Annotated in this window: 13 protein-coding genes; 11 read left to right on the plus strand and 2 right to left on the minus strand. The window is 62.5% G+C overall.

Annotated features, from left to right (window positions below; translation table 11 throughout):
• Nucleotides 1-26 precede the first annotated feature (26 nt).
• From H4V98_RS11135 to H4V98_RS11180, 10 genes are read left to right on the plus strand one after another with little or no spacing between them, the layout of a single operon-like run.
• On the plus strand, nucleotides 27-218 hold the full coding sequence (locus H4V98_RS11135; protein WP_196863191.1) for a CbtB domain-containing protein: 192 nt from the start codon (nucleotides 27-29) through the stop codon (nucleotides 216-218).
• Between the two features lie 15 nt (nucleotides 219-233).
• Nucleotides 234-1,067 (plus strand): CbtA family protein, encoded by an 834-nt coding sequence (locus tag H4V98_RS11140; protein ID WP_196863190.1) that lies wholly within the window; start codon nucleotides 234-236, stop codon nucleotides 1,065-1,067.
• Entirely contained in the window at nucleotides 1,064-2,059 is a 996-nt protein-coding gene (cobJ, locus tag H4V98_RS11145; RefSeq protein WP_196863189.1) for a precorrin-3B C(17)-methyltransferase, read from the plus strand. Before H4V98_RS11140 ends, cobJ begins: the two co-directional genes overlap by 4 nt.
• A complete protein-coding gene (locus H4V98_RS11150) occupies nucleotides 2,056-2,406 on the plus strand; it encodes an NAD(P)H-dependent oxidoreductase subunit E (RefSeq protein ID WP_196863188.1) in 351 nt (116 codons plus the stop codon). The genes cobJ and H4V98_RS11150 overlap by 4 nt, the downstream gene beginning before the upstream one ends.
• Nucleotides 2,396-3,175 (plus strand): uroporphyrinogen-III C-methyltransferase, encoded by a 780-nt coding sequence (gene cobA, locus H4V98_RS11155; protein ID WP_196863187.1) that lies wholly within the window; start codon nucleotides 2,396-2,398, stop codon nucleotides 3,173-3,175. The genes H4V98_RS11150 and cobA overlap by 11 nt, the downstream gene beginning before the upstream one ends.
• Nucleotides 3,166-3,747 (plus strand): cob(I)yrinic acid a,c-diamide adenosyltransferase, encoded by a 582-nt coding sequence (cobO, locus tag H4V98_RS11160; protein WP_196863186.1) that lies wholly within the window; start codon nucleotides 3,166-3,168, stop codon nucleotides 3,745-3,747. The genes cobA and cobO overlap by 10 nt, the downstream gene beginning before the upstream one ends.
• 4 nt (nucleotides 3,748-3,751) lie before the next feature.
• On the plus strand, nucleotides 3,752-4,471 hold the full coding sequence (bluB, locus tag H4V98_RS11165) for a 5,6-dimethylbenzimidazole synthase (RefSeq protein WP_280757505.1): 720 nt from the start codon (nucleotides 3,752-3,754) through the stop codon (nucleotides 4,469-4,471).
• Between the two features lie 49 nt (nucleotides 4,472-4,520).
• Nucleotides 4,521-5,519, plus strand: coding sequence for an adenosylcobinamide-phosphate synthase CbiB (gene cbiB / locus H4V98_RS11170; RefSeq protein WP_196863296.1), 999 nt, complete (start codon nucleotides 4,521-4,523; stop codon nucleotides 5,517-5,519).
• Nucleotides 5,510-6,634: an aminotransferase class I/II-fold pyridoxal phosphate-dependent enzyme gene (locus H4V98_RS11175; RefSeq protein WP_231374696.1), complete on the plus strand. Its 1,125-nt coding sequence runs from the start codon at nucleotides 5,510-5,512 to the stop codon at nucleotides 6,632-6,634. The genes cbiB and H4V98_RS11175 overlap by 10 nt, the downstream gene beginning before the upstream one ends.
• A 15-nt stretch (nucleotides 6,635-6,649) precedes the next feature.
• On the plus strand, nucleotides 6,650-8,179 hold the full coding sequence (locus H4V98_RS11180) for a cobyric acid synthase (RefSeq protein ID WP_196863184.1): 1,530 nt from the start codon (nucleotides 6,650-6,652) through the stop codon (nucleotides 8,177-8,179).
• Between the two features lie 13 nt (nucleotides 8,180-8,192).
• Here the strand turns inward: H4V98_RS11180 and H4V98_RS11185 are convergent, their stop codons facing one another.
• Together H4V98_RS11185 and H4V98_RS11190 are read right to left on the minus strand one after the other, a co-directional pair.
• Nucleotides 8,193-10,979: a PAS domain-containing protein gene (locus tag H4V98_RS11185; RefSeq protein ID WP_196863183.1), complete on the minus strand. Its 2,787-nt coding sequence runs from the start codon at nucleotides 10,977-10,979 to the stop codon at nucleotides 8,193-8,195.
• 316 nt (nucleotides 10,980-11,295) lie between these two features.
• The gene (locus H4V98_RS11190; protein ID WP_196863182.1) at nucleotides 11,296-11,706 is read right to left on the minus strand and encodes a hypothetical protein; all 411 of its coding nucleotides are present in this window, start codon (nucleotides 11,704-11,706) and stop codon (nucleotides 11,296-11,298) included.
• A 283-nt stretch (nucleotides 11,707-11,989) separates the two neighbouring features.
• On the opposite strand from H4V98_RS11190, the gene H4V98_RS11195 reads away from it, so the two are divergent.
• Complete coding sequence (locus H4V98_RS11195; protein ID WP_196863181.1) at nucleotides 11,990-12,637, plus strand: glutathione S-transferase; 648 nt, start codon at nucleotides 11,990-11,992, stop codon at nucleotides 12,635-12,637.
• Nucleotides 12,638-12,653: the final 16 nt, after the last annotated feature.

Here is a 12,653-nt window from a genome sequence, read left to right on the forward strand (position 1 = left end):
TTTTTAACCCCGAAATGGAGCAACCCATGAACACATCTGCCTCTTCTGCCTCTCCTGCTTTGTTGCCTGTCAGTGCAACCCGCAGCCTGTTGCTGCAACTTGCCGCGGGTGCCGCCCTGGGGCTGGTGGTGTTGTACGGCGTGGCGTTTGCCGAAAGCCCACTGGCGCACAACGCCGCGCATGACGTGCGCCACGTCACCGTCAAGCCTTGCCATTGAACCAAGGAATCAACCATGATTTTTCAACGATTGATCTGGGCCGCACTGGTAGCCGCAATGATGGTTGGCAGTGTGCAGTCCGGTGTGCAGCAGTGGCAGGCCGTGCCGATTGTTCATGCCGCCGAAGTGTATGAGGGGCAAAAGGCCGAAGCACCGGACGCGCTGGCAACACCAGCCGCCACCATGACGCATGTCCACGCCGAAAGTGTTGCGTCTTCACATGATGAACACGGCACGGCAGAGGCATGGTCACCGGCAGATGGTGTCGAGCGCAATGCATGGACTTGGGTGGCCAATGTCCTCCATGCCTTCAGCATGGCGCTGCTGGTGTATGCCGTCATGGGTGTCTGCCTGTGGCGCGGCACGGTAATGCGTTCCCTGCCGCTGGGTTTGCTGGTGGCGGCTGCAGGCTGGCTCAGTTTCCATTTCTGGCCCTCGCTCGGCTTGCATGCCGAGATTCCCGGCATGGACGCGGCCCGCCTGGGCTCTCGCCAGGGTTGGTGGATGCTGGCGGCAGGCAGCGCAGCGCTGGCCTGTGTTTCGCTGGCCGGTCTGCGGGGTGCATGGCGTTGGGCGGCAGCGGCAGCGTGGCTGGCCTTGCCTTTTGTCGTGGGTGCGCCGCACATCAGCGCTGACCCGCTGGCCGGTTTTAGCGGTGAGGCTCAGGCGCAATTGCGCGAACTCGGCACGCAGTTCATCTGGGCCACCACCTGGCTGTCACTGTCTTTCTGGGTGTCGATGGGGATGGTGTGCGGCGCGGCGTTCCAGCGCTGGCTGCGTCCGGTAATGGAGGCAACGATTCAACGCGCCAGGCCGCTTGCATCTGCCGGCAAGGCGGTGAACCCATGACCCGCCCGCAAGGAAAAATCATGCTGGTGGGCATTGGCCCCGGCAGCCACGACCACATGACGCACCGTGCGCGCGCAGCCATTGCCGAGTCTGACGTGGTGGTCGGTTATGTCACCTATATCAAGCTGGTGGCTGATTTGCTGGAAGGCAAGGAAGTCGTGCGCAAGGGCATGACCGAAGAACTAGACCGTGCCGTGCATGCGCTGGCCAGCGCCCGCGAAGGCAAGAAGGTGGCGCTGATCTCCAGCGGCGATGCCGGCGTGTACGGCATGGCCGGGCCCACCTACGAGGTGCTGTTTCAAGCTGGCTGGACGCCCGAGTCTGACGTGGAGGTTGAAGTCGTGCCGGGCGCGTCGGCCATCAACGCCTGCGCGGCGCTGGTGGGTGCGCCGCTCACACATGACTTTTGCTCGATTTCCCTGTCCGACCTGCTCACGCCCTGGCCAGTGATAGCCCGCCGCCTGGACGCGGTAGCCGCCGCTGACTTTGTGGTCGCCTTGTACAACCCCAAAAGCGGCCGGCGTACCCAGCAAATCGTGGAAGCGCAGCGACTTTTTCTTCGGCACCGCAGGCCAGACACACCGGTGGCGGTGGTCAAGTCAGCGTATCGACGCCGCGAGCGTATTGAGTTCACCACACTGGACAAAATGTCGGACTGCGACATCGGCATGCTGACGACGGTGTTGATTGGCAACAGCAACACCTTTATCCGTCACGGCTTGATGGTGACTCCGCGCGGTTACGCCAACAAGTACGAGCTGCATGGCGACGGCAGTACCCGCCAGGGCGAAAGGCCTGGACGTTCGTTGTCCACCGGCTTGCTGGGCTGGATGGAAAACCTGAAGGCTGACCATACCGAGGGCGAAAGCATTGCGGCACTGGCGCTGCGGCACAAACTGCCAGCAGACTATATCGAGGCCGTGCTCATGACGCCGGCAGAAGAAGTTGCGCTCAAGGAAGACGCGGCCAGCACCGAGGAATCTGAAGCATGAACGAGGTGGTCAAGCCAAAAATTGGCAACTACAAACGCCACCTGCTGATTTGCACCGGGACGCGCTGCACGCAAGATGGCGCCTCCCAGCACCTGTATGACAGTCTGGGCGACAAGTTCAAGGCAGCGGGGTTGCACGAGGGCGAGATGCGCGTCAAGCGCAGCCGGGTGAGCTGCTTTGCCGCCTGCAAGGGCGGACCGGTCATGTGTGTGCAGCCTGATGGCGTCTGGTACTACAACGTCACCCCGGCCAACATGGACCGCATCATCGATCAGCATCTGGTCGGCGGCCAGCCTGTGGCCGATCTGGTGTTTCACCAGGGACCGGATGGCTGCGATGCAAGCTGAGGCCCTGCGGCCGTCCGGTCAGGGGTTTGTGTCCATTGTGGGCGCCGGTCCCGGCCCGGTCGATCTGATGACTCTGCGGGCTCGTGACCGGCTCCAGCGTGCCGAGGTGGTGATGTATGACCGCCTGATCACGCCCGAGGTGCTGGCCTTGATCCCCGAGGCGGCAGAGCGCGTGTATGTGGGCAAGGCCCTGGGGAATCACGCCGTGCCGCAAACCGGCATCCATGCGCTGCTGGTTCAGCATGCACGCAGGGGCCGGCGAGTCGTTCGGCTCAAGGGTGGCGACCCCTATGTGTTCGGACGCGGCGGCGAAGAGGTGCAGGCCTTGCAGGCGGCAGGCATTGCCTTTGAGGTGGTGCCGGGCGTCACGGCGGCCAGTGGGTGTTCGGCGGCGGCGGGTATTCCCCTGACCCACCGCGACCTGGCGGGCAGCTGTGTTTTCTTGCCCGGCCACCTGGCCGACGACGACGCGACGCACGACTGGACAGCCTTGGCAAAGGCCGGCCAGACGCGCGTTTTTTACATGGGCCTGCAGCGCCTGCCACAAATAGCCCATCAATTGATTGCACACGGCCTGGCACCTGATACCCCTGCCGCCATCGTTCGCGATGGCGCGCGCCCCACCCAGACCATCATTGCCACCGGCTTGCGCGACCTGGTTGCGCGTGCCACAGGGTATGGTCCTCAGCCCGGCTTGCTTATCATTGGCGAGACCGTACAACTCAGCCCTGATTTCCACCCTCCTGCACAGCGAGCCCCATGCAAATAGAAACCCCACCGTCAGACAAGCCCTACGAAAAACCCGAAGGCGAACGCCGGGGCCTGCTGATCGTCAACACCGGCGACGGCAAGGGCAAAAGCACCGCCGCCTTTGGCCTGGCGCTGCGCGCCCACGGCCGCCACCATGTGCATGGCCGGGCCGTTAAGATTTTCCAGTTCATGAAGGTGCCCAGCGCCCGCTTCGGCGAGCACCGCATGTTCGAGCAGTTGGGCATTCCGATTGAAGGGCTGGGCGATGGTTTCAGCTGGAAAAGCCAGGACCTGGAGCATTCGGCCCAGCTCGCGCGCAATGGCTGGGAAAAAGCCAAGGCCGAAATCATGGGCGGCGAGAACTTCATGGTCGTGCTCGACGAGATGACCTATCCGCTGATCTACGGCTGGATGCCGCTCGACGACGTGCTGCTGACGCTGCAAAACCGTCCCAAAGACGTGCATGTGGTCATCACCGGCCGGCGCTGCCCGCCCGAGATCATTGCGCTGGCCGACACCGTGACTGAAATGACCAAGATCAAGCATGCGTTCAACGCGGGCATTCCGGCCCAGCGCGGCATTGAAGACTGAGGGTGTGAACGCGCCTGCTGACACCGGTCAGGTCACCCACGCTTTCAGCCTGCCCGAGCGCGAGGCGGTGTACCGCGCCATTCACGAACGGCGCGACATGCGCCATTTCAGTGGCGGCACCGTGGCCGACGACCTGCTGCAGCGCCTGCTGTCGGCCGCGCACCATGCGCCCAGTGTCGGTTTCATGCAGCCGTGGCGCTTTATCCGGGTGCGCAGCCAGTCGCTGCGCGAAACCATGCACGCGCTGGTCGAACAGGAACGTGTGCTGACCGCGCAGGCTTTGGGCGCGCGTGAAGACGAATTCATGACGCTGAAAGTGCAGGGCGTGCTTGACGCCGCCGAGCTGCTGGTGGTGGCCCTGCCGCCGGGGCGAGAAGCCCACGTGTTTGGCCGCCGCACCCTGCCCGAGATGGACCTGGCGTCTGCCGCCTGTGCGATTCAAAACCTCTGGCTGGCCGCCCGTGCCGAGGGGCTGGGCATGGGCTGGGTGTCGATTTTTTGCCCCGTGAAGCTGGCCGAACTGCTGAAGATGCCCGAGGGCAGCAGGCCCATCGCCATGTTGTGCCTCGGTCCGGTCCACGCCTTTTACGACCAGCCCATGCTGCAGGCTGAAAAATGGGCGCGTCGGGCTGCGCTGTCGGACATGGTGTTTGACGACTGCTGGGGTCAATTGGCAACGCCCGCCGCCGGAGACATCCCGCAAGGCCAAGGCCCGGGCGCCTGACATGCTGATGGGCTGGGCGAGTTTTTTCCCGTTTCTGAGTTCCGGCGGCATGGCCGGATTGAGCGCGTCCGCGCTGGCGCTGGTGTGGCTGGCGGTTTTACTGCTGGCCTTGTGGATTGACCGCCGTTTTGGCGAGCCGCCGGCGACGTTTCACCCGGTGGTCTGGATGGGCCATTACCTCCAGGCCTGCGGCCGTGTCAGCGTGGCTTGCCCGCCTGCGCTGGCGTTTGTTCTCGGCGCGCTGGCGTGGTGTGTGGGCGCGCTGGGCGTTGCCGCACTGGCCTGGGCGCTTCAGGCGCTGGCCTTCTGGCAGCTGGCCCTGTTCATCCTGCAACCGGCACTGGAAACCGGACTGGCCGCCGCCGCACTGCTCATGGCAATGGCTTGGCTCACCAAGTCCATGCTGTCGTGGCGCATGTTGCATGACGAAGCCGGCGCGGTTGAGACGGCCCTGCAGCAGTCGTTGTCCGCCGGACGCGCGCGCCTGTCGTGGCTGGTCAGCCGCGACACCGCGCCGCTGACGGCGGTGCAGGTGCGCGAAAGCGTCATCGAAACCCTGGCTGAAAACCTCAATGATTCGGTGGTGGCACCGATTTTCTGGTTCGTGCTACTGGGCCTGCCGGGCGCAGCCGTTTACCGTTTTGCCAACACCGCCGATGCTATGTGGGGCTACCGCGGCACTTACAAAGGTCAATATTGGGAATGGGCCGGCAAATGGGCGGCGCATGCCGACGATGTGCTGTCGTGGTTGCCGGCGCGGCTGACGGGCGTGCTGCTGATGGGCGTCACGGGCAACTTCTGGCCGGGCGAAATGCAACGTCAAGCGGCAAAAACCCCTTCGCCCAACAGCGGCTGGCCAATGGCGGCCATGGCGCTGGCGCTGGGCATCAGCGTGAGCAAGCCCGGCGTGTACACCCTGAACGCCACCGGGCGCGCACCGCAAGCCGAGGATGTGCTTCTGGCGCAGAAATATGCATCAAAAGTGGTCTTTGCGCATGCTGCAGTTGCTCTGGCAGCTATTATTTTTGTAGTCATTTCATGGATATGAAAAACGCGATGCTTCCGCTGCCACTGCGCCTTCATGGCGGCCCTGACCGCTTCGGCGCGGCGCCATACGATTTTTCCACCAACGGCAACGCCTGCGCGCCGTGCCCAGCGGCACAAGCGGCCGTCCGGCAAGCCGATGCCAGCCAGTACCCCGACGCCAGCTACAGCACATTGCGCCAGCAACTGGCCGATTTTCATGGGGTCGATGTGCTGCGCGTGGTGCTGGCCGCCAGCGCCAGCGAATTCATTTTCCGCATCACGGCTCTGGCCGCGCAAACGGCACAAACCAAAGGGCAGGGCGGCACCGTCTGGCTGCCGCCGCACAGCTACGGCGACTATGCGCAAGCCGCCCGTGCGCATAAGTTGGTGGTAGCCGCCGAACCTGATGCCGCGCAATTGCTCTGGGCCTGCGAGCCGTCCAGCCCGCTGGGTCTTGCACAGGCGGAGCTGGAGAAAATGGTTTCTACGCTACTCGCTTCGCCTAGTTCGCCGTCCCTTTGCGGGGCTGAACTTGCTTGGGGCGGCCAGTCGCGGCATTCATTCGCGGGCACTGACGCGCTGTGTGTGTTGGACCGTGCCTATGAGCCGCTGCGCCTGGGCGGCGCACCAACATTGAGTACGGCGCAACTGCAAAGCGTCTGGCAACTCTGGACGCCAAACAAGGCGCTGGGCCTGACCGGCGTGCGCGCCGCGTATGCGATTGCGCCGGTGAACGCCGAAGAAACCATTGTCGCCCTCGACCAGCTCAGTGCGTCCTGGCCCGTGGGCGCGCATGGCGTGGCGCTGCTGCAAGCCTGGACCCGCCCCGATGTGCAAGCCTGGCTGGCCGAAAGCCTGGTCACGCTGCGTGACTGGAAAGCCCGGCAAATCCATTTGTGCGAGTCCCTGGGCTGGGTTTGCCTGCCCAGCGATGCGAATTTTTTCTGTGCGAATCCGGCATTGCCTGAAGGCCTGAGTTTGCAAGACTCACTGGCCCGATTGCGAACCCAAGGCATCCAGCTGCGCGACACCGCCTCGTTCGGCTTGCCCGGCCATGTGCGCATGAGTGTGCAGCCACCGCAGGCGCAAGCTGCGTTGAAAATGGCGTGGACATCGTTAACCGCCATCACCAATTGATCAATAAAGGCTTGCATGATTCCCGATAAATCGCCTTTGGCCCGCTGCGTCATGGTGCTGGGCACCACCAGCGGCGCCGGCAAGAGCTGGCTGACCACCGCGCTGTGCCGTTATTACGCGCGCCAGGGGCTGAAGGTCGCGCCCTACAAGGCGCAAAACATGAGCAACAACGCACGCGTGGTGGCGGGTGGCGAGATCGGCAGCGCGCAGTATTTTCAGGCGTTGGCGGCCCGCGCCACGCCCGAAGTACGCATGAACCCATTGCTGCTCAAGCCCGAAAAAGACACGCAAAGCCAGGTCGTGCTCATGGGCCAGGTCAGCCCGGAACTCTCGCGCATGGAATGGCGCGGCCGCAGCCTGTCGGTCTGGCCGGTGGTGGCGCAGGCGCTGGATGCGTTGCGGGCGGAAAACGACGTGGTGGTGATTGAGGGCGCGGGCTCGCCGGCCGAGATCAATCTCAAGTCTTGCGACATCGTCAACATGCGCGTGGCCTTGCACGCCAACGCCGCTTGCCTGCTGGTCACCGACATCGACCGGGGCGGCGCTTTTGCCCATTTGTACGGCACGTGGGCGATGCTCGATGACGCCGAAAAAAAGCTGATCAAGGGTTTTGTGCTGAACAAGTTCCGGGGCGACGCCAGCCTGCTGGCGCCCGGCCCGCAGATGCTGCAGGATCTGACCGGCGTGCCCACCGTCGCCACGTTGCCGATGTGGTGGCAGCACGGCTTGCCTGAAGAAGACGGCGTGTTTGACGACCGAAGCACAGCCGCCGGCATGGTCACCAGGACCGTGGCGGTGATCGCCTATCCGCGCATCAGCAACCTGGATGAATTCCAGCCGCTGAAAAACGTTCCCGGCGTGCGCCTGAAATGGGTGCGCAGCCCGTCCGGGCTGGCCGGTCTGGACGCGGCCGACTGGGTCATACTGCCCGGCTCCAAAGCCACCAGCGCCGACCTGGCCTGGCTGCGCGCGCAGGGGCTGGACCAGGCGATTGCTGCACATGCCCACCGTGGCGGCGCGGTGCTGGGCATTTGCGGCGGCCTGCAAATGCTGGGCGAAGCGCTGATCGACCCGCACGGCATCGACGGCAATGGCCCCGGCCTGGGATTGCTGCCAGTGGTCACGCTGTTTGACGAAACCAAGACCGTGCAGCACCGTCAGGCCAGATTCGAGCCAGTGCGCGGGGTATGGAGGGCTTTGTCAGGGGTTGACGTGCAGGGCTATGAAATCCACCACGGCCAGACTGCGCCGCACACAGCGATGGCGGCTGCGGGCGACATTGCGTATCCGGTCATGCGCGACGGGCTGGCCTGGCAAAACGCTGCCGGCAATGTGCTGGGCCTCTACGTGCACGGGATGTTCGAAGACCCGCGTGTGCTGCAAGCGCTGTTTGGCGCCGCCACCCCAACGCTGGAGTCGGTGTTTGACGGGCTGGCCGACTATGTCGAGCAGCATTTCGAGCCCGGCATGCTGGCATCGCTGATTGACGCGCGTGAAAAAGTGCCAGTGGTTGGCAGCAAATCAAGCCAGTCCAACGCTGATTGATCTCAACGGTTTTTCAGGGTGCTACAGGGCCGCCCGCTGCGGCAATCAGTTCGTGCAGCAGGGCGACGATCTGGTCAGGTTCGGCGGGCTTGGTCAGGTGTCCGTTGAACCCCGCCTCGGTGGCCTGGTCACGGTCGGTGTCGTTGCCCCATCCGGTCAGGGCGATCGCCACTGGCTGCCGTGCGACCGCAATGCGGCGCATGCGGCGGCAGACCTCGTAGCCGTTGATGTCCGGCAATCCAATGTCCATCAGCACAGCGTCGGGCATGTCTTTGGTCATGGCGGCCAGTGCCGACTCCCCGGTGTAGGCCACGCTGACCCGAAAGCCCATCATGTCCATCATTTCGGCCAGCAGGTCAGCCGCGTCGCGGTTGTCTTCCACCACCAGCACGCGTGCGCCGGCACCGTCAACAAACGGCAGTTCGGCTGACGGCGCCGGCACGCTTTCGGACGTGCCACCAGCGGGTAATTCGATGCGGAAGGTGCTTCCCTGACCGGGTCCAGCGCTGGTGGCTTGCACGCTGCCGCCATGCAGCAGCAGCAGCTTGCGCGTCAATGCCAGGCCGATGCCAAGACCGGTGTTGCCATGCAGGCCGCTGGGCCGGTCCTGAATGAACAATTCAAAGATTCTTTCCAGACTTCCTGCGGGCAGGCCGCTGCCGTTGTCGCTGACCTCGATGGCGGCCGTGCCGCCTTCCTGGGCAACCCGAACACAGATGCAGCCGCCAGACGGTGTGAACTTGATGGCATTGGTCAGCAGGTTGACGACGCACTGGACCAGCCGTGTCGCATCGCCGCGAATGGTGATCGGCTGCTGGTCGGTCGGGTAGGTAAGCGTCAGTCCGGCGGCATCAAGCGTGGATTGCACTGAATCGATGGCGCTTTGCACCACCGCACGCAGGTTCAGCGTTTCGAGCTGCAGATGAACCGTGCCGCGCGTGATGCGGGCAACGTCGAGCAGGTCGTCCACCAGTCGCGTGAGATGCAGCACCTGGCGCTCAATGACGGTGCGCGCCCGCTGCACCGCCAGGTCTGCCGGATTGCGAAGCCGTATCACCTCGACGGCGGTGCGGATGGGCGCCAGCGGATTGCGCAGCTCATGCGCCAGGGTCGCCAGAAACTCGTCTTTTTGACGATCGGCTTCGCGCAGTTTTTCGTTGGCGGCGTTCAGCGCCTGTTCGGCAAGCCGGATGGCTGTGATGTCATGCGAGATATGGCCGGTGCCGTAGACACGTCCGTCAATGTCGATCAGGGGAAAACTGGTGTCAAGGTAGTACAACGTGCCGCTGTCAAGTGGTGTTATCCGTTCGGTCTGGATGGCCTGCAGGGTCTGCATCACTTTCAGCTCTTGCTGGCGCGACTCATCGGCATAGGCTGATGGCACCAGGTCATACATCGTCAGTCCGCAGATGGCCTGCCGGCTCATTCCGAGGACTTTTTCCACCTTGTGGTTCACGTCTAGGAAACGGCCGTCAATGTCCTTGTACGCAATCACGGTGGGAAAGTTGTCCATGGTGCTTTGCAGCAACTGTTGGCGCTCGCGAAGCGCCTTCTCGGCACGGATGCGGTCCGTGATGTCTACCTGCGCCACGACGCCGCCGACTACCTGACCGTCAGCGCCGAGAACCGGCGCTGACGACAGCACGGTGAACCGCCGCTCGTTCGGCTGGCCAAAGGGCTCAATCTCGATGATTTCATGGCAGGTTTCCCCCTGCAACGAGCGCGCCAGCCCCCATTCATGCGCCAGTATCCGCTGTCCGTGCCGCGCCGACCCATCAGCCCACCAGCCCCTCCACTCACCGTAGTTACTGACATTTTCCGAGAATGGCGCCATGCCCCAGATATCTTCGGTGGCCTTGTTCATCCGCAGCAGCTTGCCTTCCGCGTTGGCCACGATAATGCCCGCGGGCACCGCGTTGAAGGTGGCATTGAGCACACGGCGCTCGGCTTGTTCCGCTTCGGCCGCGCTAATGGCCTCTTTGCGGCTCGCGTGGAGCGCGGCCATGGCCAGCACCCGGGCCGTCACATCCACCCCGCTGGCCACCAGGGTCGTGATCTGCCCGTTGCTCTCGCGCAGCGGGCCGACCTGGAAATCAATCGTGAAGGTGTTTCCGGAACGCGCCAATTCGATGTCGAAACGCACGGTTTCTCCGGCCGATGCACGTCCGATGGCGGCGCGCAGCTGTTGCTTTCCTGCATCGCTGGCCCACCACGAGGCTTCCCACAGTGGACGGCCCATTACGTCAACCCTGCGCACATTGGCCGCCAGCAGAAATTCCTCATTCACCTCCTGCAGCGTGCCGTCAAGGTCGAGAATGCCGACATAGACATACAGGTTGTCCAGCATCAGTCGCAGCCTCTGGCTGGATTCGCGCAACTGCTGCTCGGTGCGGTTTACACGAACCAGTGCAGACTTCATGACATTAATCACCAGGCAGTCAATGAGCAAGATAGCCGAGAAAAAAGTCAAGGCGACCATGTCGGCACCGGTCAGGGGGACTAACCGATCCGGCTGGATGAAAAAGAGCCAGGCCGCCAGAAAGCTCAGTCCAGATGCGAGCAGCCCGGGGCCGAGACCTGCCAGGTAAGTCGCCAGCAGCACCGCCGGAAAAAAGGTCAGGAAAGGAAAACCTTTGGCAGGCAAAACATCAATCAACTCAAAGCGTGCAGCAAATGCAACGAGGAAGAAAAGTATTGCCAGTGCATACCGCTTCCATCTTGAGGCTTCGGTCATGCGCTGGGCATAGGACAGGCCCAGGTAACGCATGGGCAGGGAAGCTGCAGGGGATGTTTGGTACATAAAGTAAAGACTGCTTCAGGATGAGGCTGGATTTGTCATGTCGTGCGTTGCACAAACCAGTCCATGTGCCCAGTGGTTTCTGGGCAAAAACGCCCGATCATATCTTTACCTGCTTGCGTTATGGGCATTGAGGGGGACTTCCCTTAGGTTGCTTGTAGGCAGTTGCTTGCAGCCAGGCGCTGTCTGAAATTCGCCTTCTTGCTGTTTGCAGGGTAGCCAAATATTCATGTATTGCTTTAAAAATCCTTGTAGCACCGCAGGCATGATTTGCCTGTAGGACAAGACTTTTATGCGGGGCCGTCTCAATCCGGACAGCCTAGCCTGGCAGGCGCTTGAAGGGACCAAAACAAGCCTCCAGCGACTCTTCGCGACAAACGATGAACTGGTCTTTTTTCGGGCTGAACTGAATGTATCGCGTCAGCGGCTCGCCAGGCGCCTCATGCAGGTCGCCCGAACAATCCCTTTTGCCGTTGCTGTCGGTCACGGTTTCGCTCAAGCGGTAAAAGCCCAGCAGGCTGGGAATGCGCGTGACTTCGTAGCGGCTTTTCGTCGTTTCTTCGCCGCTGCTGCCCTGGCGCGTGCCATTGGCACGGTAGTGGAGTTGCTCGGTGCATGACTTGCCTGGCAAGGTCCAGGACCAGCTTGCAATGAGGGGATGCGATGCAACCGCAGGCGTTAGCGGCTTGGCTGCATGGGCTGAAAAAAAGCTGCCAAGGATGACGGCCATAAACAAGGGTGTTCGCAAACGGGTGACTCCTGATGAATGATGGAAAGGGGACCAAGCCGGCCTGGACTGTGACGCTGATTATCAGGAAGTTGAAAGAACGGAGCATCGGACGCTGGGTTTTCCTGCCCTGCGAATCACAACAAATCAAGAGTTCTGGCCAGGCCGTATCGCTGAAATCGCGGTGGTGAATGACCCTGCACCCGCGCCGTTGTCGCAGCCGTTGCCGGCTTTTGGCCAGACTCCACCTAAACTGGCAGTCCCAACTTGAGGAGACATCCATTTCATGCTAACCCTTTGCGGCTTTCCGGTTTCAAACTATTACAACAAGGTCAAGCTGGCGCTGCTTGAAAAAGACGTGCCTTTTAACGAAGAGGTGGTGACGCTGCCCATAACCGACGCTGCGGCGCTGCAGGCTTCGCCGCTGGGCAAGGTGCCCTTTTTGCGCACGCCCGAGGGCGGCCTGTGCGAAAGCCAGGCGATCATGGAGTTCATCGAATCGGCTTATCCCGAACCGGCGCTGCTGCCGGCCGACCCGTTTGCTGCCGCCAAGGTGCGCGAACTCATCACCTATATCGAACTGCACCTGGAACTCGTCGCGCGGGAACTTTACGGCCAGGCTTTTTTTGGCGGAACGGTCAGTGAATCAACGCAGGTGCGGGTTCGCAAGCAGCTTGAAAAAAACATTTCTGCCTTCAAGCAACTGGCAAAATTTTCGCCTTATGTGGCGGGCGAGCTGTTCACCCAGGCCGACTGTTCTGCTTTTGCCAGCCTGCCCCTGGTCGGCATGGCCACCCGGGCGGTGTTGGGCGAGGATTTGCTGCTGGCGGCTGGTATTGACTACAAGCCCTACATCCGCCTGGTCAGTGAACGGCCATCAGCCAAGAAAGTGCTGGCTGACCGCAAGGCCTACCAGGCCAAGCCCGCCGCCTGAACCGGATGCAAGGCCA

The organism is Polaromonas sp. CG_23.6 (genome assembly GCF_029892315.1).
Taxonomy (GTDB): Bacteria; Pseudomonadota; Gammaproteobacteria; order Burkholderiales; family Burkholderiaceae_C; genus Polaromonas.